This is a genomic window from Chlamydiales bacterium (genome assembly GCA_031292375.1).
In the GTDB taxonomy this organism is placed as follows: Bacteria; Chlamydiota; Chlamydiia; order Chlamydiales; family VFKH01; genus JARLHF01.
The window spans coordinates 1-20,709 of the sequence record JARLHF010000002.1; the positions used below are offsets into that span (position 1 = coordinate 1).

The following is a 20,709-nucleotide window of genomic DNA, read 5'->3' on the forward strand; positions in this document are numbered from 1 at the left end:
TATGGAGTGTTCAGCATAAGTTGTGTCTCGATCAATAGGGGGAATGATCCAAGTATTGTGAAAGTATTCTTCTTCTTTTGTACTTTTAATGAATGTTGTAATCCAATTTGCAAGCCATAATAACCCAGAAGGCGTGCCTAAAACTCTTACATAAATAGGTGCCTTGAAATTCTCTTGAAAAGCATTTGCGATAAAAAAGACTTTGTCTTTGGGGTCTAAACGTATGCATTCAATTGCATTAAAAATGATTTCGTTGGGATAATTCTTGTCTGGAGCAGTAAGTTGGAAGGGAAGGTGCTTCCAAGATGGTTGGGGGATTGTAACGTAAAACCAAGTTGAGTTGTCGTGCAAATGCGTAAGCATTTTTAAGAACTGCTTCCACCCTTGAAGATTCATTGTTAATGTAACTTTTTCGTCTGTAAAGCCATGCTCTGTAATGCTTGGAGAAAAAATAAGAGAGTCGTTTGTATCTGTAATAAATCGTATGTGTAATGATTGTGGTATCCTATGGGGACCATGTGCTTTTAATGCACAATAGGGGGTAGGATCGGAAGGCGTTACATTCGGATTTTGAATGACTTCTTTAGGGTACCAAAAGCGCTCTTGGCAGTATAAGTCTTGAATAGGGATAATCTGAGGGGGAATTTCATATTTGCCATAACGAGCAAGAAAAGTTGTAATTCCTTCCTTGCTTGCATTAATAACAAGCACTTTTGTAAGGCGAAAAGCTACGATATTAAAGTAACAAGTATTCAATTTTAATTTTTCCACGTTACTTCCTTAAATAATTAAGTTAGTTTGTTTTTACTTAAAATATTTATTAAACAATTTCGACTATAACAATAGCATAGAAAAAACGCAAAGGTTTTTGTTAAGATTTTATAAATTTTATCTGAAATAAAATAATTTTATACGAGAGGTATTTTAACTTTGCTGTTACAGAGGAATTTTTAAACTCTTGCATAAAAAATGATAGGTTGTTTAACGTGTTGTGCGTTTGTTTTTGAATAGGAAGAGAGTTATGAAACAACAATATCCCTTTACAAAAGATGACCTGAGGCTCAAGAGACAGTGGCTTATTGCCTTTGCTCTACCAAATCTTTTATGTTTGCTTCTTTTGATATTTTCTTTATTTGCCGTAAAAACCTTTGAGGATCTATTTAAAGTGATAATTTCTGTTATTACTTTCATACCTCCATACCTTCTCTATAATTGTGCCTATAGACGTCCTGGAACAAGGTTATTGACATTTAATTTGATTACAACGATGCCCATCATGTTAATTCCTGTTTTTTTTGCTTTTAAAAATCTACTCTTACAAGAGGCTGTGGTAGTTTCTTTTATTGTTCTTTCCTATACCGTTTGGATTTCCATAGCTTCTATAAAGCTAAGGCGTATTAACTTGAGAGTAAGAAAAGAACTTATAAAAGCACAAGCAGTTGATGATATTGCTGAAATAAATAAAATCACTAACTTAGACGACCTAAAGAGTGCAGTAGATGCTCTTATCTGCAAAAGTCCGCGATTGCAGCCAGTGCTTCTTGAGGCCTTTGAAGATAAAAAAAGAGAGCTATCATTAACAGATTCTTGCTTGTAATTTTACTCCTTACAGCATTTTTGAGAATGTTTTCTGCCGAGCCTTTATGGGTTGAAGAGATCCCGTTTGTTATAGATGCTCCGGTCAAAGAAACTCAGATTAATTTGCAGTATTTGTTAGTGGATCGTCAAAGAAATTGGGAGGAAAAGAGTCAATATTTTCACTATGTTGTTAAAGCTATTTCACAAAATGGTGTGGAAGATGTTTCTCAAATCAACATAGATTTTGATCCTGCTGAAACAGACGTTGTAATGCATAAAATCCGTATATATAGGGATGGAAGATGGGTTGATCGTTTAGCAAATGCAAGGCAACATACGATTCAGCAAGAAAAACGGCTTAACCAAAATATCTATGCAGGGGATGTAACACTTGTCTTTTTTATTGAAGACATGCGAAAAAATGACATACTTGAATATGCTTATTCATTACGAGGAGAAAACCCGTTATTTTCTGAGAAGTGTACCGATACAGTTTTATTACAGTATATAGATACAGTTGAAAAAGTTTCTTATAGGCTTTTGGCTCATCCAAGAAGCCAGTTTTTGTTTAAGCCTTTTAATACTACAATTGGGGCAAGAATAGAAGATATATCTTCCGATATGCGAAAATGGTCATATGATGTAGTAAACACGGAGGAGTTGTTTTTTGAAGAGGGTATGCCTAGTTGGTACTATCCGCGTTCCTATGTTCAAATTAGTCAGTATCAAAATTGGCAAGAAGTCGTTAAAGAATTATTTCCCCTCTATACATTACCTAACAACTTTAGTGAGGAGATGTATAGCCTTGTGGATGACTGGAAAAAATCTGCTCAAAGTGATCATGATAGGGCTTTTCTTGCTTTAAGGTTTGTTCAGGATGAGATCCGTTATTTAGGAATTAGTGAAGAGACTTATGGAGTAAAACCGCATGATCCACAAATGGTTTTAAAAATGCGTTATGGTGATTGTAAAGATAAAGCATTTTTACTCTCATCTCTTCTTCATCTTATGGGCATTCGTTCCAATAGCATGTTGGTTAATTCTTTTACGGGAAAAGTACTTCCTGAAAAATTACCTTCTCCTGGACGTTTTAATCATGTAATTTTACAAATTGAGATAGATGCTCAACGGTACTGGGTAGATCCTACGGAAGCCTTAAAAGGAGGCTCTCTTCAACAGTGTTCCATTCCTAACTATTACTGGGGACTTGTTTTGTCTGAAGATACAACACAACTGACTTCTTCACCCCCTCTTAAAATGCCTGCTAAGCCTATTGAGATTTCGGTGATTTATTCTATTTTAGAAGGCAATAAAATAGAGATGGAAAGAACTACCAATTATTATGATTTACAAGCTGACTATAAACGTCGAGATGTAGAATGGAATGGCTTAAAAAACATATCTCATGAACTTTTAAAAGATCTACAAAAAATACATGGTAGCGCAAAAGTACTTTCCCCGCCTACTTTAACAGATGATCGAGAGAACAACGTTCTTGCAATAACAGAGACTTATTCATTGTTAATGGATGAAAATGAAGGTAATAAAAGTGTGTGTATTGTTTCTTCGGTTATCGGAGATCATCTACTGTATGATTACAATCCAGAAAGAAAGCATGCTTTGAGCTTGGAAGGGCCTCAGTGGATTAAAGAAACAATTCACATTAACAACCCTTTTAACAATTGGAGAGACACCAAAGAAGAAGTTTCTTATCATAATGATATTGTTCGCTTCTCTTCTTTTAGTAAAGGATCAAGCAATGCTATCAATATATATTATGAATTACAATACTTGCAAGATCATGTGCCCGTATTATCGCTTCAAGAGTATCATGCAATAGTTAAATCGATAAGAAACCTCTTGAATTATAGAATTGATTCGCCAGAAGCAAACCAGCCAAAAGGCTCGGAATCTGTTGCTTGGGCGGCAACATTTGTAGCTCTTCTTCTTGCTTGTTGTGCAATCTATTTTACGTGCTATAGGAAATAAACAAATAGACTTCTTGCATAACCTGCTTTACTTAGAAAAATTGAAATTATTTAGAAGATCAGTTGATTAGCGGTTTCATTAAGCCCTTAATGGGTCAATGCTCACTTTGTGTTTGCGACCTTGTAGCTAAGGGGACAGAGGAGATTTCTATTACAAGGGTCGCGGGTAGGGAGGTCAATTACTTGACATCGATAAGATATGCTTGTAATGCTTATGGGATTTGAGAGCCTGTGTAAGGCCTATTCAGCTTCTATTTTGTTTTTCTTCCTAACATAAAAGACTAAAAATTATATCCACCGCCTAGGCCAACACGAAAACCACCTACATCAACCTGAGAATATGTCGAACTGCTTTTGGTATCAACTGGTTGATAATAATAATCAAAAAAAGGATTTAAGAAGAACTGTTTGTTACATGGTAATGGTATAAAAATACCAAACTTAGCAACACCACCTATACTAAATTTAGACGTATTTGTCGGCAGATAAGTGGTTTCATCTCTTGTATGAATATAAGCTCCTGAAATTCCTAAACCAAAATAAAGAAAGGAAGAAAAATATCTCAGTGGAGTTAATAGGTTCATGCCCATACTAAGAGTTCCTATATCAAGATGTGTATTATTTACAAGCGCTGTAGAGTGGCCATTTTTCCAAATATAGCTGATATTACTCCACAAAGAAACATTAGGGTGTATTTTAATGCTTCCTTCTAGTTCAATATCTGATGCTCCATAGCCATAGATTTTTTGAACTGTATGATTTGTAAAATGAAAATAACCCACTCGAGTTTGTAAATTTCCTTCAATAGCCTTAATAGGTATTGGACAAAAGACAAGAAAAATAAAAAAAACATTGAGTCCTGTAAATATTCGAAATTTATTGTAATGTAATAAATAAGGCTGTACTTTCATCTCCCTCCGTATTAATAGCCGTTACAGCATAAGTATCTGCTATATTAGCGTTTCGATTATGGTCATTGTATTCCAATGGTTTGTTTGATGAAATTATTGCTAATAAATCACTATTGCGATAAAGCCGATAGGCAGTTATGTTGCCTCCAAGACCTGATACCCACTGTAGATGATGAATTCGATCAGTTTGTAGTAAGAACGTATTAATAATCACGCTTCCAGTTAAATTGCTTGGAGGAAAGTTCGGAGTCAATGTTAGGTTAACTGTGGTTGTTCCTCCACTAGTAACCATAAAGCTGGTATCATTACTATCATAATTAGTCTTACTAGCTGTGAGAGTATAGTCATCCGCTGCAAGTCCTGTTATACTATAATTTCCTCTGGTATCTGTAACTGCAACATTTATGAAAACATCATTTTCAAAAATATCAATAAAGACTCCAGAAAGAGGCAAGCCTGTAACTAAATCAGTAATAACTCCTTGTACATTACCCGGATTAGATGGTAAAGAAAAGTTGACTGTTGTTGCTGCATTTGAAATAACAACAACACTATCGTTAATGATCGTTTGATACGTTACTGCATGGGCATGTACAGCATAAGTATTTGGAGCGATTCCTGAAATTGAATAGTTTCCAAAAGAATCTGTTAAAGTAGAAAAAATAAGTGTATTATCTAAATTTACCTCTACAAGAGATCCTGAGATTGGTAATCCGCTTAATGTACTAATAACAGTTCCTGAAATCCTACCAGGACCTGCTTGAAGAGAAAAGTTCACTGTTGTTGTTTGATTTGAAGAAATGGAGGCACTGGAAGTTGCAGTTTGATAATTTGCAGCATAAGCGTCGACGGTATAAATACCAGAAGGAACCCCAGAAATAGTATAGTCTCCTGAACTGTCTGTCAAAGTTGAGTCAATGATTACATCATCATGGATTATTTGAATTAAAGCGCCTGAAATTGGTAATCCACTTGCCGCACTTATTATTCTCCCTGAAATGATTCCGGGATTAGATTCAAGAGATAAATTAACAGTTGTCGTATCTCCAGAAACGATAATAGCTCCAGTAACACCCGTCTGGTAATTTGTAGCATAAGCTTCCACAATGTAAGAACCTGGAGCAATGCCTGAAATAGTATAATTTCCAAAACTATCCGTTACTGTAGAATCAATAACAATACTAGATAAATTCACTTCTACAAGTACACCAGAAATCGGTAATCCTGTGGTCTCACTCGTTATTGTTCCAGAAATGGTGCCCAGAGAAGACTGTAATGAGAAATTTGTGGTTGTTGTGGCATTTGAGGTGACAATTGCTCCCATAGTACTAGTTTGATAATTTGTAGCATAAGCATGTACGATATAAGAACCTGGAGCAATGCCTGAAATGATATAATTTCCAGAATTATCCGTAAGAGAAGAAAAAACGATAGTATTATCTAGACTTACTTCTATAATTGTTCCTGAAATTGGCAATCCACTCATTGCGCTTGTTACAATCCCTGAAATAATACCAGGATTTGGCTCCAGAGAGAAATTGACCGTTGTTGTTTCGTTTGCGGTGACGATAGCACCTGTTATACTAGCATCATACGTTGCTGCTGAAGCTGTAATTATGTAGGAACCTGGAGTTACTCCAGTAATAATATAATTTCCAGAACTATCTGTTAAAGCAATGTCTATCACGACATCGTTATAAATAATTTCAAGCAAAGCACCAACAATAGGCGTTTCTCCAGAGGCACTTATTACAGTACCAGAAATAGTCCCTGGGCTATTTTTTAAGGAAAAATCAACAGTTGTCACATCTTCAGAAACGACAATGGCTCCAGTAGTACCTGTTTGATAATTTGTGGCATAGGCATCCACAATGTAGGAACCTGGAGTCATACCTAAGATAGTATAGTTTCCAGAATTGTCAGTCACTGCTGAACCGACAACGATACTAGCTAAATTTGCTTCTACAAGAGCTCCTGAAATTGGTAATCCGGTAACATCACTTATGACTACTCCTGAAATAATACCAGGAGAAGATTGTAATGAAAAATTTACAGTTGTCGTTGTGCTCGAAACAACAATAGCCCCTGTAACACCCGTATCATAAGTGGCTGCTGTAGCTACTACTGTGTAAGAACCTGTAGAAACTCCTGTGATGGTGTAGTTTCCAGTATTGTCCGTTGTAGCTGAATAAATAACTGTACCTGCATTACCTACTTGGATCAACGCATTAGAAATTGGAGCTCCACCATCCGCGCTAGCTACAATTCCAGAAATGCTGCCAGGACTAGACTTCAAAGAAAAGTTAACTGTTGTTGATTGACTCGTAAGAACAGATGCTCCAACAACGCTGGTTTGATAACTAGCCGCAGATCCAGTTACTGTATAAGAACCAGATGCTAAACCTGCTATAGTATAATTTCCACTTCCATCTGTCGTAGCTGAACCAATGAGAATGTCGTTTTGTATCGTATTAATTATAGCTCCTGCAATAGGAAGATGTGTTGAATTATCGGTAACTTGACCAAAAAGTTCTCCAGGATCAGCTGCTAATGAAAAATTAGCTACACTATTTTGACCATCGACAATTGTAACACCAGCTATTGCAGTTTGAAAGGTCAATAAGCTCGTTCGTACAACATATTCTCCTGTAGAGATCCCGCTAAAAGAGTAGGAACCATCTGTAGTAGTTGTTGTAGTTGCGATAACAGTATTACTACCTCTCAGAACTGTAACTGTAGCATTCGGCAGCGGGATCCCTAAAGCAGTAGTTACTACACCTGAAATGCTCCCACTTGCCATTAACGAAGCTGCTGACAATAAAAACAAAAGAACTAATAGCTTATACTTCATGCAAAATAGCCAAATAAATTTTTAAGAAGAACGGGAGGTTATCATAGTCATCATTACTGTTAAAGCAATTTTAATAAAATTTTTAATTTTTCTTTAAAAACAAAAGATACAATCCCGTTAAAAGGACAGTCTAGTCCTGCTAGTCGATGTGTTTTTACACCAAAACGTATTAACCTGAGTTTTACGCCGTGTGCAACTTTTCAATCATTTTTGCTCGTTTATAGTTTTTGAATATGAACTTCGCAAAAGTGATTGAAAATTTATCCAGAATCCCCTCTAATCTTGAGTAATTAAACTCAAAACTCAAGTTTACAATCAAACAGGGAGAACATGTTATGATCGATAAGGAGTTTAAACAATTTATATCTAGCATTGAACTAACTAATATTATCTCTTTTATTTTGCTTGTAATTGCGCTTATTATCTCAGCAAAGGGGATTAATGTTATTTCTTGCATGATCATCAAAAAATTCCCCCATAAAAGAATGCGTATTTTTCAATGGATTCCAATTTTTAGTTTTCTTCTTTATTTTTTTGGTATCATAGCAGGAATATATTTTATTTTTGAGCCCTCTCAAGAAGTCTTTCTTTGGTTCATAGCTAGTACAATCGTTGCCTTTGCTTTTGCTCTTAAAGAAATTTTAACCTCTCTTATTTCAGGAGTCATCTTACTAATAGACAAACCATTCCAAGTCGGAGATCGAGTTACCTTTGAAAGTACATATGGAGAAATTACTAGCATTGGACTAAGATCGGTAAAGCTATTAACGCTAGATGAAAGCGTTGTAACGATTCCCAACAGTCGATTTATGAATGACATTGTAAGTTCAAGCAGCGCAGGTCAACTGAATATGATGACAACGGTTGATGTATATGTTTCAGTCAATGAAAACCTTAGTCAATTAAAAGACATTCTTGAAAAAATTGCTTCGGCAAGTCCCTACATCAATACAGAAAAAAAGCCATTTGTTATTATCAAAGAAACCTTGGGAATCGGAGGCGTGATTTCTGCTGTAATGACCACTAAATGTATTTTAAAAGATGCTCGTAAAGAAAAAACTTTCCAAACCGATTTTTTAATAAATGTAAACCAAGAACTACATGATCAAAGTATTCAACGTAAAACTAAATTGTAAATGTAAAAGTTAAACTTTGACGTTACTTGCAACGATTTTTTAAATAAACTTCTTGTTATTTACGATGTGTATATGTCGAATGGTATGGTGATGCACAGGGCAGTGATGACTACGAGGGATAAGCGAAACATGCTTCGAGCCCACACCTGATCATTATCACATTTAAAGCCTCTTATGCACAGAGCAAGCCACAAAAGTCCTAGTAGGGTTGCTATGATTAGATAGGCGTAGCCTGTGTAGTGAAATGTTGTGAGGAGTATGGCTGCAACAATAAAACCTATAATGTAGATAGTCATATGAAATTTTGTTCTGTTAATGCCTCTCATAACAGGTAAAACAGGAATGCTGGCTTTTGTATAGTCGCCTAGGCGATAGATTGCGATAGAAAAAAAGTGTGGCATTTGCCAGAGCACCATGATGAAAAATAAGATGGCAGCTCCTATATCAAAGTGGTTGCTCACAGCACAATATCCAACAACAGGAGGAACTGCCCCTGCAATGCTTCCTATAGCAGTTCCATAGATTGTGTGACGCTTCCATATGCTGTACAGAAGTACATATGTAAAAAAACCGATGTTGGTGATGCAGACGGTAAGTAAGTTAGTATATAGGGAAAGGATCAGATTACCAAGTAATCCAAGAGCAATTGCAAAGACAATTGCATTTTTGTGAGAGATAATACCCTTTGCAAGAGCGCGGTCTTTGGTTCTTACCATTTTTTTATCAATCTTGCGATCGATATAATTATTGAAAACGCAGGCAGAGGCAATGATACATGAAAGCCCTAAGAGTGTTGCTAAAAACAGCCCAAAATCGATTGTCCCTCTTGATGCAAGTAAAAAGCCTGCTGCAACGGTTATGAGGTTGCCCATAATAATGCCAGGTTTTGTCAATAAGTAATAGTTAATCATAAGAAGTCCTTTAAAGTAGTTTACATACCGCCCATTACGCGGTCATTTAAATCATACATGATCCAAAGAGAGCCAAAAGCAATGATAAGTAAAACCATGATCATGAAAAGACATACAAGCAGTTCCCAGCGAGGTTTCGCCTCTTCACCAACATGTAAGAAGAAAAGTAGTTGAGAAATAGCTTGTGCAATAGCAAGTGATACAAGAGCAAAAAGCAAACCTTTGCCTGTCATCAAGTGAGCCATAACAAGTAAGTAGGCTGTTGCTGTAAATAGGATAGACAAAGAGAATCCAATTAAATAGGACTTCAAGCTACCATGCCATTTTTTCTGTGTTTCAGCTAAACTTAAGTGTTCATCCATTTTATATTGTCCCTATCAAGTACACCAGTGTAAATATGAAAATCCATACTAAGTCTAAAAAATGCCAGAACATGCTAAAGCACACAAGTCTTCTAAAGATAGTGGGATTTAAGCCATGAACTACAAGTTGCACCATCATCACAACCATCCATAGAAGGCCAAATGAGACATGCAAGCCATGAGTGCCTACAAGAGTAAAGAAAGAAGATAAAAAAGCGCTCCTATCCCAGGCATAACCTGCGTGAATAAAGTGTTTGAATTCGGTTAATTCAAGTGTAATAAAGGTAAGTCCCAATAAAAATGAGATGCTAAGCCAGAAGAGAATATGGCCTTTCTTATTTTTGCATGCAGCAAGTAGTGCAAAGCCACAAGTAAAGCTACTGGTAAGTAGGATAAGGGTTTCTGCAAGCGATGTGGGTACACTAAATAACTCGTGCGATCCTGGAGCTCCGAATGTGCTATCGTGAAGTACCGCATAGGTAGTAAAGAGGGTTGCAAATAAGATGCAATCGCTCATAAGGTAGATCCAAAACCCTAAGATAGTTTTAGAAAAAGTATCTTGGTGTGGGTCTGGGTATTTTGTTTGCTGGATAGTTAAAGACTCAGTCATACATATTCCTGCCTAGTTAAATGAGCCTGTTCTATTTTTTGAACCTCTGCTGCAGGTATTACATCATGAATATCTTCTTTGGAAAGGCGTGTAATGATGCAGGCTATGATGCCAGCAAGAGCCATAAAGCCAAGCCACAAGATTTGCCAGGTGAAGGCAAAGCCCAAGATTAAGCTTAAAATGCCAATATAAAGGGCGATAGATGTATTTCTGGGTATATGAATATCTTCATATTGTAATGTGGCTTGTTTATGAGCTGAGGGTGAATTTTTCTTTTCTTGTTTCCAAGCCCAAAAAGCATCTCTTTGAGTGACTGTAGGAATGATTGCAAAATTATAGACAGGAGGCGGTGAAGAAGTAGACCATTCTAGTGTCCTACCATTCCAAGGATCACCTGCGATATCTCTGTTTTTGTTGCGATCTTTGATGCTCACAACAATTTGTAAGACTTGAAGACCTACACCGCATAATATGATAAATGCACCTGCAGCTACGACTACAAAGAAGGCGTGCCATCCAGTAGATGTATCATAGTGGTCTAAACGCCTTGTAGCTCCCATAAAGCCCAGCATGTAAAGGGGCATGAATGCTAGGAGAAAACCTACAAACCAACACCAAAAGGCACGTCTTCCTAATTTTTCATTTAATACAAAGCCAGTTACCTTTGGAAACCAATAAGAAAATCCAGAAAAGACACCAAATAACATGCCGCCAATGACCATTCCATGGAAGTGTGCAATTAAGAATAGGCTATTGTGCATCTGGTAGTCAACAGGGGGGGATGAAAGTAGTATGCCTGTCATCCCTCCTACGCTAAAGTTGAGCACAAAACCAAAGAACCACATCATAGGTGTTTTGAAGTGGACACGTCCTCGGAATTTTGTGAAGAGCCAGTTAAATATTTTAACACCAGTAGGTATGGCTATAAGCATTGTCATGATAGCAAAGAAAGCATTTACACCAGGTCCTGCTCCCATTGTAAAGAAGTGATGTAGCCAGACAACAAAAGAGAGAAAGGCGATGACGACAATTGCCCAAACCATGGACATGTAGCCAAACAGACGTTTTTCAGAAAGGGCAGGAACCACCTCGGAGAATATTCCAAAAGCAGGTAAAATGAGGATGTAAACTTCAGGATGCCCCCAAGCCCATATCAAGTTGACATACATCATGGGATTTCCACCAAAACCTGCTGTGAAAAAGTGCATGCCTAGATAGCGGTCTAGAGTGAGCATAAAAAGTGTTGCTGTAAGTATGGGAAATGCAAAAATAATAAGGACTAATGCAGCAAGAATGCTCCAGATAAAAATAGGCATTCTCATCCATGTCATACCGGGACAGCGCATTTTAAGAATGGTTACAAGGAAGTTAATGCCAGAAATAGTACTTCCAACGCCTGCAATTTGTACCATCCATATCCAATAATCCACGCCCTCGTCAGGGCTGTATTCCATGCCTGAAAGGGGAGGATAAGCAAGCCATCCAGCAGCAGAAAATTTGCCAACGGCAAGTGAGACAAGAGTAAGTATCGCAGCTGCTGCAAAGAGCCAAAAACCAAGTGCATTTAGAAAGGGATAAGCTACATCGCGTGCACCGATTTGTAGGGGTACAATTAAATTCATTAAACCAAACACAACACCCATTCCAACAAAGAAAATCATGGTTGTTCCATGAGAGGAAAAGACCTCTTGGAAGTGTTCTGCAGATATAAAGCCATATGATTCCCCAACGGAGAGGGCTTGTTGCGTGCGCATCATGATAGCATCGGCAAAACCTTTAAGAAACATGGTAAATGCAACAATCATGTACATTGCACCAATTCTTTTTGGATCAACAGATGTTAGCCATTCATGCCAGAGCCATTTCCAACGTTTTAAATAAAATATAAGGCCAATGATTGCAATTGCTGAGAATACCATTCCAAAGACAGCAATATTTTGACTGGATTCATGCTTAAGGGCATCTAGTGATAGTCTACCGAACATAATTTACTTAACTCTTTTCTTGAGGGTGCATGTATTTCATGATGATTTTGTTGAAAAGGTCTTCTTCTTTTAACAGATAAGTTTTAGGTGAGAGATTACTACTTGGAAGCGCTAACTGATTATACTCTTCTTGCTGAAGGACATCAGGAGAGTGCTTTACGGATTCTACCCATTTGTGGAAGTCTTCTTCAGTAGAAGCTTTGGCAATAAAATGCATCCCTGCAAATCCAACTCCACTCAGGTTTGCAGAGGATCCTTTGAAGGTGTCTGCTTTTTCAGCAATGAGGTATAGCTTTGTTTTCATTTTGGGCATGGCATAAATTTGTCCACCTAATTGAGGGATCCAAAAGGAGTTCATAGGGGCATCAGCAGTAATTTCAAAATTGATGGGGGTTTTTTCTGGAAACTGGACAAAGTTTACGCTAGCAATATTTTGCTCTGGATAAATGAATAACCACTTCCATTGGAGTGCAACGACTTGTATTGTGAGGGGCTTTTTAGAAGACTCTATGGGTTTATAGGGATCTAGTTCATACGTTTTGATCCAGGTTATTCCACCAATGATGAGGACGAGAAAAAAGGGAATACCCCACCAAAGATATTCAGCTAGGTGACTGTGGTCCCATTCGGGAGTATATTTTGCTTTATCACTATGGGCTCCATATTTCCAAGAGAAGACAAAAGTGAGAATATAGACAGGAATGACTACAAGTAACATGAGAGCTTGAATAAAGAGAAGTAGATCTCTTTGTGCAAGCGCTATAATCCCTCTGGGAAATAAGACGGCAATATCGCCGCCATATTCTATTTCCACAAATTGCATGAGCAAGATGGTCAATAGCACGAAACCAGAGAAGAATAGAATGAAAGAGACAGGTTTTTTTTCTCTCATATATGTAAAAATTCCATTATCACTTTTGCTGGTTTGGATTTTACAGTAATCTTCATTTAACACAAGCAAGTAAATATAATGTTAGCAAATCTTGTTTTTAAATCATTTATAATCAGTAAGTTAATTATTATATGGACAATTTTTAAAGTCCGGTTATAAAATTGTCCATAGAGAGGAAAGAAGATTTATGTTTAAACGGACACTGGAAAATAAACTATTAGAAATTAAAAGGCAGTTCCCTGTCTTGGCATTATTTGGGCCACGCCAATCAGGGAAGACTACGCTTGCTCGTACATTATTTCCTCACTTTTGAATCGATGATTATATCTGACTTTTTAAAAAAACGCTATCACCATGGCTTGCCACCCAATGTATATTTTTGGAGGGACAAATTGGGTAATGAGGTCGACTGTTTACTTGAAGAGGGTGCGTTACTAACTCCTGTTGAAATTAAGTCTTCTGCAACGATTCAGGCAGATATGTTTGATGGCCTTATTAAGTGGTGTGATTGGGCTGAAATGAATTCTGGATCAGGTGTTGTTGTTTATGCTGGGAAAGAAAATCAAGTACGTAAGCAGGGGAGTGTCTTTCCTTGGAAACTTTTGTAAAACCAAAGTTATTATCATTGATAATGTGCTTCTTAGTTGTCTTCATAGATGCACAGGAGGATATTAAGAGTACTCTTCTTTCCAAATATGCCTTTTACCAAAGGTATCTATGTCAATATATGCTGCCACTTCAAAAAAAAGTGCAGCTTAGCGACCAGTTTCACCCGAGTATCGAAGATTATAAGCGCTTGCAATACTATCTTAAATATGCAGATCGTCCTGAATTGGATTTGTTATGTGTCGCTCAGGTGTATGTGCGAAAAAAGAGAATGCGTGATTTCAACCTGATCACAGATCAGTCAAACCCAGTGTTTCAGACGCTTTACTTAAATGATAGCCCCCTAAATAAAAAGAAGTGTGTGGTGACGTATATTTCTTTTAACAGAAATTATGAGCAAGGACTTAATGCTCTTATTGAGACGTTGAAAGTGCAGAAGTTTGATGGTCATATTATTTATAGAATAGGGGGATGGCCAAATACGGAAGAGGGATGCTTAGAGCTCTTTGATGTCCCTTATGCATTTAAAATCTGTGCTTTGTTGGAAGCAAAAAGAATGGGCTACGAGCAGTGCTTGTGGCTTGATGCTAGTATTCAACCCTTAAAAAGTATAGATCCGATTTTTGAGCTTATCGCCAAAAATGGTCTTTGTTTTTTTTCTTGGAGTCACCCGCAAGCTCATCTTAATGTATGTTCAGAATTTACTGTAGGCAAGCTTGGACTAACACTTGAAGAGTTTCATTGTTTGAAGCCCATTTCTGTAACTATTTTAGGTTTTGATTTTACACAAGAAAAGGCTTTGGGCTTATTAAACAAATGGCATGCAATTGCTAAGAAGAGGATGGGTTTTTTGTCAGTAGCGCCTGAGGAGGCCCCATTTTCAGTCCTAGTTAACCAATCGAATCTCTTATCGTGTGAGGGCGATCCTAAGTTTTTTCAATCGGATAAAAGTCGGATCACTCAAGATACGATCTTTTTTCTTGATTGGCCTTCTGTACGATAAATGATTATGAGTCTGTTATATTGAAGATGTTTCCAGGAAATAATAAAAATGGCTTTTCATATGTTGTTTCAGAGCCATCTGAATTGATAGTTTTATAAAGAAATGCGTTGTCAATAATAGGGTAGTACTTAATTTGGTTAGTAGCTCCATTGTTATACGTGGGCCATTGGGAATAGATATTTCCATCTTTTACCCACCATTTTCCAATATAAGTCTCCTTTTCAGAGTGGTTTTTTCTAAAATAGAGCTTTCCAGATGGATCAAAATAGAGTTCATACATTGAGTCTGTATGGTGAGTTTTGCCAATAATGGAGTTGCCAGAAACTAATTGAGTTAATTCTCTACTATCAAGGGGTGTTATGGACTGTAAGTAGGTATCAAAAGTCTTGGGCGTTGCTTGAATTGCGTTGAAAAAGCAAGCTGTAACAAAAGATAAGGTAAGTAATAGACGCATAATCATTCTCATTTAAAATTCATATTGAATTTAGAGAAGGTAACAAAAGAGTATTTTTATTGCAAATATTCGCTAAACAGACCTATGTTGTGGTGTAATTGTAACTTTTCAAAAACTTTTTGATGTAGGCGCAATAAAATGAAAACACCTTTAGTATTACTCTCAGGGCTTTTATCAAATGAAGTCCTTTGGCAGCATCAAATATCTCATTTAAGTGATATAGCATCCATTCAGATTATTTCCCCTTCTCAAGATACTCCAGAAAAGATGATTCAAGCTATTTTAGAGAAGGCTCCTCTGCAATTTGCCCTTGCCGGACATTCTATGGGAGGCTGGCTCTGTTTAGAGGTGATGCGAGCGGCCCCTTTGCGTGTGAACAAGCTTTGCCTATTGAATACGACAGTACGGATGGACGTAAAAGAAAAAATGCTTAAACGCAAAGAGATGATTTTAAGGGTAAAGCAGGGAGGCTTTCAAGAGATTGTAAAAGAAATAGTAGAAAAGTTTGTTTTTAATTCTCTTGTAAAAAATGATGTAGAGAAAATGTTTTTAGAGGTAGGCAGAGATGCTTTTATGAATCAACAGTTATCTATGATCAGTAGAAGAGAGAGTCAATCTGTCTTGGCTACTATCACATGCCCTACATTAGTGATTCATGCAATGCAAGACAAAAACTTTTCTCTTGAGGAGCATGAAGAATTAGTCAATTTGATACAACATGCTAAACTCGCTGTTGTAGAAGATTCAGGACATATGAGTCCTCTTGAAATGCCGCAGGCAATTACGGCTCTTCTTAGATTCTGGCTTACCTACTTTTAGTTCCATTGGTGAGTTGTTTCAATGATTCCCATATCCCATAAGAGAAGACGCACGCCAGCTTTTGTTAAATAAAGCTCGTCATAGTCAGTTTTTTCAACAAGGCTTTCTTCATAGCCATTTGAGTTATTTAAAGTGGTTGTACCTAAAGAGCTAAGCCACGGAGCAATGCATTCATTCCATGCTATTTTTCGATAGGATTCCATGCCTTTTGGAGTTTGTGCATATTCTGGTTTAATAGCTGCGTAAATATGGTCTACGACTAGATCAAGGGTGTATTTTTTTGATACCATATCATCAAATAGAGCAATTAAGGGAAGTACAAGACGAGGATCGATAGGAAGGTCTATGTGCATGAGCACATTTATAGCTTTCATAGCCATTTTTAACAGGTCTTGGAAAGTAGGTTCTTTATTTCCTTCAAACATAAACATTTTAGAATCGAGGGGCAGATTTATATTTCTGTGTAGCATACGCTCAAATATACCTCTGCCATTGATTGCAAAATAAACTTCTGCCTCGTAAGGCCTCCACTTACCCCAAAGAGCTGCTTCCAATTGATTTACAAGGTGTACGTTGTTGCGCCCGCCAAGGTCTTCTAGCGTTTTATTGATCATACCGATTGTAAAAGTTTGTTGTTCTTCTTTTAAGAGCGTATTTATTGCATCTTTGATTAGCTCTCCTCTAATGATAGAAAGCTCATGATGAACCATCCATTTATAATTGTTGCACTTTGGATTGATCACGAAGTTGACTTCTCTTAGCCATCCTTCCGTACAGTTGTCGCCAATTTTTGCAATTTCTTCGATATAGAGTTTAAAATCTTGCTGTTTGCTTGCTACACTATTTAGTAGACATTTGAACAATATGCGAAATTTATCAAAATTAGCTGGACGAATATCTGTGCAGACATCATTAGTAACAGAATTTTTTATCTTTTTCCACCCTTCACTATTTTCAACATCTATTTTTTCATCTTTGCAGCGATCTTCAATTTGCTTGTAAAGGTCTTTAAAAGAGATATTCTCAAGTTGTGCTCTTGTTTCCTCTGGAAGCACTTGGCTTACCTCTGGTGCATGACAGGCTGTTGTATTTAGTTGAAAAGAACTATATTTGACGTGGTTAAGAGTTACTTCCTTTGAAGTAGCAATTGTAAGGTCATGACCTTTTTTAATGATATGTTTGCCAGGAGATCCTTCAATAAGAAAGGCTGGTAAATAGGGGTGCAGATTCTCATTTTTTGCAAGATATCCTGCAAGTTCAGAAATATTGCCTGGCATTTGTAGTAATTTAAAGATAATGTGCTGCGGCGCTGTGAGCGTTGTATAGAATAGGCTAAGGATCTGTAAAGGGGTTATAATGGATTCTACAAAGCCTGGCATATAACCATAGTGCTTAACTGCTATAAATAGGAGTCCTAAAATACCAAGAGAGCCTGTTATAACTGCTCCCATTGCAATCATGGCAACATAGGAGACTGCGCATGCTGTATTTAGAATAGGATTTGCATAATCTAAAACTTTATTAAATCCCTCTTCTATTTTTTTGATTACAAGACCTAAGTTGATAGCCGTTATATGGTATTTTTCTTGTAAGTAGCCAGCGCCTAGGCCAAGAAGGGAAGTTAGACCTCTAGAAAAGAGAATAATATTTCCAATTACTCCAAAATAAGAGTCGCTATTTGGATTAGCAAGAGTCCACTGTTTATCAAGAGCACTTGCTCTCACAGCTGCGCCTTGTGCTGTTGCAATGTGTTGGTTGCCATCTAGCATGTAAGCTTCTATGTGGTCACGTAAATACATATGCGAGAGATTTGTAGAAACATTATCTAAAAGTGTAAACATAGTCACGATGTATAGCCTAAATTAAAATATTTTTAACTCATTATAACACGTGGACTATAAAGAAACAATAAAGAAAATGTTTAAAATAGCTTTAGTTGACTTTAAATAAATGAAATTTTATAACGGACTTATCAAAATAAGGGAAGGCCCAGCCTGCATTTCCTGCTTTATATTTTTGGAGTTTTATGAAATACGTTTTTGGTTTTTTTGCTTTTATTTTTATGAGTAATCTTTATGGCTATTCTTTTAGAGAATGCGAGCCAAATAGACTATTTATTGCACCTGTTTACAAATCTAATAAATGGATTTTTGAAGATGTTCCAAGAGAGAATCTTTGGGGTGGGATGATTGGATTTGAGCATTTAAGAGAAAATGATATTTTCGCTCGCGTCATTGGTGCTGAGGCTTCTGGTAAAACAGGATCTTTATGGTTTGACCATTTTTGGAATGTTGAAGGCGAAGTTGGCTACACATGGGGCTGTAATGGCTTTTTTGCGACTCCCTATGTAGGTGTTGGCTTTATCTATGATCAAGAGCCTAACTTTGATTCTGTAATATGGAAAGAGTTTTCCTATTATCTGCCTTTTGGATTGCTTTTGGGCTATGATTTTTCTTGCGACTGGACTCTTATGTTAAGATCCCAGGGCAATTATATTTTTTCAAATCGCGTTACACGTGGTAATACGCCATTCTCTGCAACTAATGTAACTTTTTGGTTATTTGAGCTGCCAGTGACTTGGCGCTTTTATTCCAATTTGGATCTCTCTTTTGTTCCAACCTATTCTTACACGCCTCAAATGGATCTTTCAGGATCAGATGGTCTAACATGGGCGAATCAATCAACTTGGGGTGGACGCATCGAGCTTGGGTATCGTTGGTAATATATACACAAACAATTCTTGAACTTGTTTGTGTATCACTTGATGTGAATGGACAAAAATAGGTTTTTAATGGAATAATTTGGTTAATATTTGTTACACTCCATCGAGTCTTCTTCCAATTCTTGAACTTGTTTGTGTATATATATAATGCAAAGTCCAAATAATAATATGCAGCTTGAAGTTACTTTTCTAAAAAGTAGTGAAGATCATAGGCTACAATTAGTAAGGATTAACGGTTCTATTTTTGCAATTGTTCACTCCCATTTAGAATCGAGTGGACCGATTAGTCTCCACTGTGAGGATTGGAGTCTGGTTTTTTTAGCTCCGATTAAGAGTGAGGTGGATATAGTAATTTCGGGGATTAATATAATTTGTTTTAATGAGATTGAATCTGAAAAAGGAACAGTGAATATACATGCCTCTAATCGATTGGTGAAATTTGCATCCTCTATTAAATCTCCTCAAAAAGTATTTGAGAGGGGTGATCATGGAAAATTTCAATTCGATGATGACCCTGTAGCCTTTCTAAATTATTTTAAGTTATTTAATAATGTTGTCAATAGCGCCCATGATGGGAGCCAAGATTCTTTTTTTGAAGCACAGCAAAAGTTTATAACGAGTCTTTGCATATTAGCTAAAAAAATGGAGGGAAAAATAGTAGATCTTAATATTCAAAAAGTTCTAGAAATTTGGGATATTCCTTGCTCGATTTAGGAAAAACTTCATTAAAAGTCTTGTTATTGAGCCATATTGATGAAGGAGCATGGATGCTCCCACGACTGCTTGCACGATCAGGTTTTTTGGTTGATGTAATTACGTGTTCACCATTAATAAAGTATTCTGAATATGTACAGAAGTGCTATGTGACAAATTTAAAGTCATTGCCCTTGATTGCATTGAAAGAATTGATTCATCGTTATGACTGGGTTATCTGTACGGATGATAGTGTATTAAAAGAAATCTCAAGATCAGACCTATCTCCAGAAGAAAAACTGCGTTTATTGCCTGTGTTGGATATAGCAAAGCTTTTGCATATCTATTCAAGACTAGGACTTGCTAAAATCTTTTATCAATATGGGATTAGTACGCCGCCATTTTGTGTTGTAAATAGCTTGTTGGAGGCATCTTTTGCGGCTCAAGAAATGGGTTATCCTGTTTTGCTTAAGACAGATTATTCAGGCGGTGGAACGGGTATTTTTGAATGTCAGTCGGAAGTAGATATATGCGAAGCTCCTAAGGATTTCCTTAAAGGCTCTTTTTTGGTGCAGAAAAAAATTATAGGTAGAGAACTAGACCTCTCAGCACTTTATTTAGAGGGTAATTTGATACATTTTAGTTATTGTGAAATCCAGCAAACTATTCATAAGTTTGGACCTTCTAGGCTTCGGTTGTATACTCCTTTAAATTTAGTAGACAAGGCAGTTTTTGATGAGCTTGCAGCTCTTGGAAAAGCTCTTGGAGCTCATGGGTTTGTAAATATAAGTTGTATGGAATCTGATGGGAAGCGCTTTTATTTTGAAGCAGATATGCGGCCCAATGTTTGGGTAGAGTTTTCAAGGTTTTTTGGAGAAGATCCATCTCAAAGAATTGCTAATTGGTTTTGTAAAAAAGACGTTCTTAAATATCCTGTAATGAACTTTCAGTATATGTCCCCTGTTATTCTTCCCTATTTTTTGCGTCTAAAAAGGTGGGAGCTACTGATTAATCGTTACAATGTATGGAGTTTTATATTTTTTGAAGATAGACGTTTAGTAAGCAAGTTATTATTGAAGCACGTATGTCCTCGTATAAATGTCTCTCATATACCTATTGTCAAGTCGTTTACACCAAAGAAAATCAAGAAAAAATGGCTGAGATTAAAAGCATTTTTTTGCGTGTAAC

At 36.8% G+C, this 20,709-nt stretch carries 19 protein-coding genes; 9 read left to right on the top strand and 10 right to left on the bottom strand.

What is annotated here, in order from left to right:
• The coding region (locus tag P4L16_00490; GenBank protein MDR3623605.1) for a hypothetical protein at positions 1-771 on the bottom strand (771 nt) is incomplete at its 3' end.
• A gap of 250 nt (positions 772-1,021) precedes the next feature.
• On the opposite strand from P4L16_00490, the gene P4L16_00495 reads away from it, so the two are divergent.
• Positions 1,022-1,597 (top strand): hypothetical protein, encoded by a 576-nt coding sequence (locus P4L16_00495; GenBank protein MDR3623606.1) that lies wholly within the window; start codon positions 1,022-1,024, stop codon positions 1,595-1,597.
• A gap of 26 nt (positions 1,598-1,623) precedes the next feature.
• Complete coding sequence (locus P4L16_00500) at positions 1,624-3,567, top strand: DUF3857 and transglutaminase domain-containing protein (GenBank protein MDR3623607.1); 1,944 nt, start codon at positions 1,624-1,626, stop codon at positions 3,565-3,567.
• Positions 3,568-3,847: 280 nt separating this feature from the next.
• Here P4L16_00500 and P4L16_00505 read toward each other — a convergent pair whose 3' ends face one another.
• Both P4L16_00505 and P4L16_00510 read right to left on the bottom strand, forming a co-directional pair.
• A complete protein-coding gene (locus P4L16_00505; GenBank protein MDR3623608.1) occupies positions 3,848-4,477 on the bottom strand; it encodes a hypothetical protein in 630 nt (209 codons plus the stop codon).
• A complete protein-coding gene (locus tag P4L16_00510; GenBank protein ID MDR3623609.1) occupies positions 4,443-7,328 on the bottom strand; it encodes a carboxypeptidase regulatory-like domain-containing protein in 2,886 nt (961 codons plus the stop codon). Before P4L16_00510 ends, P4L16_00505 begins: the two co-directional genes overlap by 35 nt.
• Positions 7,329-7,663: 335 nt before the next feature.
• Between P4L16_00510 and P4L16_00515 the strand changes: the two genes are divergently transcribed.
• On the top strand, positions 7,664-8,464 hold the full coding sequence (locus P4L16_00515; protein ID MDR3623610.1) for a mechanosensitive ion channel: 801 nt from the start codon (positions 7,664-7,666) through the stop codon (positions 8,462-8,464).
• A 59-nt stretch (positions 8,465-8,523) separates the two neighbouring features.
• Here the strand turns inward: P4L16_00515 and cyoE are convergent, their stop codons facing one another.
• From cyoE to cyoA, 5 genes are read right to left on the bottom strand one after another with little or no spacing between them, the layout of a single operon-like run.
• The gene (gene cyoE, locus P4L16_00520) at positions 8,524-9,375 is read right to left on the bottom strand and encodes a heme o synthase (GenBank protein ID MDR3623611.1); all 852 of its coding nucleotides are present in this window, start codon (positions 9,373-9,375) and stop codon (positions 8,524-8,526) included.
• A gap of 20 nt (positions 9,376-9,395) precedes the next feature.
• Positions 9,396-9,737, bottom strand: a complete 342-nt coding sequence (gene cyoD, locus P4L16_00525; protein ID MDR3623612.1) for a cytochrome o ubiquinol oxidase subunit IV — start codon at positions 9,735-9,737, stop codon at positions 9,396-9,398.
• A gap of 1 nt (position 9,738) precedes the next feature.
• Positions 9,739-10,347, bottom strand: coding sequence for a cytochrome o ubiquinol oxidase subunit III (cyoC, locus tag P4L16_00530; protein ID MDR3623613.1), 609 nt, complete (start codon positions 10,345-10,347; stop codon positions 9,739-9,741).
• Complete coding sequence (gene cyoB / locus P4L16_00535; GenBank protein ID MDR3623614.1) at positions 10,344-12,332, bottom strand: cytochrome o ubiquinol oxidase subunit I; 1,989 nt, start codon at positions 12,330-12,332, stop codon at positions 10,344-10,346. Before cyoB ends, cyoC begins: the two co-directional genes overlap by 4 nt.
• Positions 12,333-12,339: 7 nt before the next feature.
• Positions 12,340-13,224, bottom strand: coding sequence for a ubiquinol oxidase subunit II (cyoA, locus tag P4L16_00540; GenBank protein MDR3623615.1), 885 nt, complete (start codon positions 13,222-13,224; stop codon positions 12,340-12,342).
• A 284-nt stretch (positions 13,225-13,508) separates the two neighbouring features.
• On the opposite strand from cyoA, the gene P4L16_00545 reads away from it, so the two are divergent.
• Both P4L16_00545 and P4L16_00550 read left to right on the top strand, forming a co-directional pair.
• On the top strand, positions 13,509-13,832 hold the full coding sequence (locus P4L16_00545) for a DUF4143 domain-containing protein (protein MDR3623616.1): 324 nt from the start codon (positions 13,509-13,511) through the stop codon (positions 13,830-13,832).
• 119 nt (positions 13,833-13,951) lie between these two features.
• Positions 13,952-14,833 (top strand): hypothetical protein, encoded by an 882-nt coding sequence (locus P4L16_00550; GenBank protein ID MDR3623617.1) that lies wholly within the window; start codon positions 13,952-13,954, stop codon positions 14,831-14,833.
• A gap of 4 nt (positions 14,834-14,837) precedes the next feature.
• On the opposite strand, the gene P4L16_00555 is transcribed toward P4L16_00550, so the two are convergent.
• Positions 14,838-15,287, bottom strand: a complete 450-nt coding sequence (locus P4L16_00555) for a hypothetical protein (protein ID MDR3623618.1) — start codon at positions 15,285-15,287, stop codon at positions 14,838-14,840.
• A 138-nt stretch (positions 15,288-15,425) separates the two neighbouring features.
• Here P4L16_00555 and P4L16_00560 point away from each other — a divergent pair, with 138 nt between their 5' ends.
• Entirely contained in the window at positions 15,426-16,106 is a 681-nt protein-coding gene (locus P4L16_00560) for an alpha/beta hydrolase (protein MDR3623619.1), read from the top strand.
• On the opposite strand, the gene P4L16_00565 is transcribed toward P4L16_00560, so the two are convergent.
• On the bottom strand, positions 16,103-17,953 hold the full coding sequence (locus tag P4L16_00565; GenBank protein ID MDR3623620.1) for a hypothetical protein: 1,851 nt from the start codon (positions 17,951-17,953) through the stop codon (positions 16,103-16,105). The genes P4L16_00560 and P4L16_00565 overlap by 4 nt on opposite strands.
• 179 nt (positions 17,954-18,132) lie before the next feature.
• Here P4L16_00565 and P4L16_00570 point away from each other — a divergent pair, with 179 nt between their 5' ends.
• The 3 genes from P4L16_00570 (at position 18,133) to P4L16_00580 (ending at position 20,708) form a co-directional block, all read left to right on the top strand.
• Positions 18,133-18,828 carry a hypothetical protein gene (locus P4L16_00570; protein ID MDR3623621.1) on the top strand — a complete coding sequence of 232 codons (696 nt, stop codon included), beginning with the start codon at positions 18,133-18,135 and terminating at the stop codon, positions 18,826-18,828.
• A 147-nt stretch (positions 18,829-18,975) separates the two neighbouring features.
• On the top strand, positions 18,976-19,542 hold the full coding sequence (locus P4L16_00575) for a hypothetical protein (protein ID MDR3623622.1): 567 nt from the start codon (positions 18,976-18,978) through the stop codon (positions 19,540-19,542).
• On the top strand, positions 19,530-20,708 hold the full coding sequence (locus P4L16_00580) for an ATP-grasp domain-containing protein (GenBank protein ID MDR3623623.1): 1,179 nt from the start codon (positions 19,530-19,532) through the stop codon (positions 20,706-20,708). The genes P4L16_00575 and P4L16_00580 overlap by 13 nt, the downstream gene beginning before the upstream one ends.
• Position 20,709: the final 1 nt, after the last annotated feature.

Excerpts from the sequence above, each read along its gene's own strand:
- P4L16_00560 (MDR3623619.1), top strand. The coding sequence starts at position 15,426 with ATGAAAACACCTTTAGTATTACTCTCAGGGCTTTTATCAAATGAAGTC.
- cyoC (MDR3623613.1), bottom strand. The coding sequence starts at position 10,347 with ATGACTGAGTCTTTAACTATCCAGCAAACAAAATACCCAGACCCACAC.
- P4L16_00515 (MDR3623610.1), top strand. The coding sequence starts at position 7,664 with ATGATCGATAAGGAGTTTAAACAATTTATATCTAGCATTGAACTAACT.
- cyoA (MDR3623615.1), bottom strand. The coding sequence starts at position 13,224 with ATGAGAGAAAAAAAACCTGTCTCTTTCATTCTATTCTTCTCTGGTTTC.
- P4L16_00550 (MDR3623617.1), top strand. The coding sequence starts at position 13,952 with ATGCTGCCACTTCAAAAAAAAGTGCAGCTTAGCGACCAGTTTCACCCG.
- P4L16_00570 (MDR3623621.1), top strand. The coding sequence starts at position 18,133 with ATGAAATACGTTTTTGGTTTTTTTGCTTTTATTTTTATGAGTAATCTT.
- P4L16_00575 (MDR3623622.1), top strand. The coding sequence starts at position 18,976 with ATGCAAAGTCCAAATAATAATATGCAGCTTGAAGTTACTTTTCTAAAA.
- cyoB (MDR3623614.1), bottom strand. The coding sequence starts at position 12,332 with ATGTTCGGTAGACTATCACTAGATGCCCTTAAGCATGAATCCAGTCAA.
- P4L16_00500 (MDR3623607.1), top strand. The coding sequence starts at position 1,624 with ATGTTTTCTGCCGAGCCTTTATGGGTTGAAGAGATCCCGTTTGTTATA.
- P4L16_00555 (MDR3623618.1), bottom strand. The coding sequence starts at position 15,287 with ATGCGTCTATTACTTACCTTATCTTTTGTTACAGCTTGCTTTTTCAAC.
- P4L16_00495 (MDR3623606.1), top strand. The coding sequence starts at position 1,022 with ATGAAACAACAATATCCCTTTACAAAAGATGACCTGAGGCTCAAGAGA.
- P4L16_00510 (MDR3623609.1), bottom strand. The coding sequence starts at position 7,328 with ATGAAGTATAAGCTATTAGTTCTTTTGTTTTTATTGTCAGCAGCTTCG.
- P4L16_00505 (MDR3623608.1), bottom strand. The coding sequence starts at position 4,477 with ATGAAAGTACAGCCTTATTTATTACATTACAATAAATTTCGAATATTT.
- cyoE (MDR3623611.1), bottom strand. The coding sequence starts at position 9,375 with ATGATTAACTATTACTTATTGACAAAACCTGGCATTATTATGGGCAAC.
- cyoD (MDR3623612.1), bottom strand. The coding sequence starts at position 9,737 with ATGGATGAACACTTAAGTTTAGCTGAAACACAGAAAAAATGGCATGGT.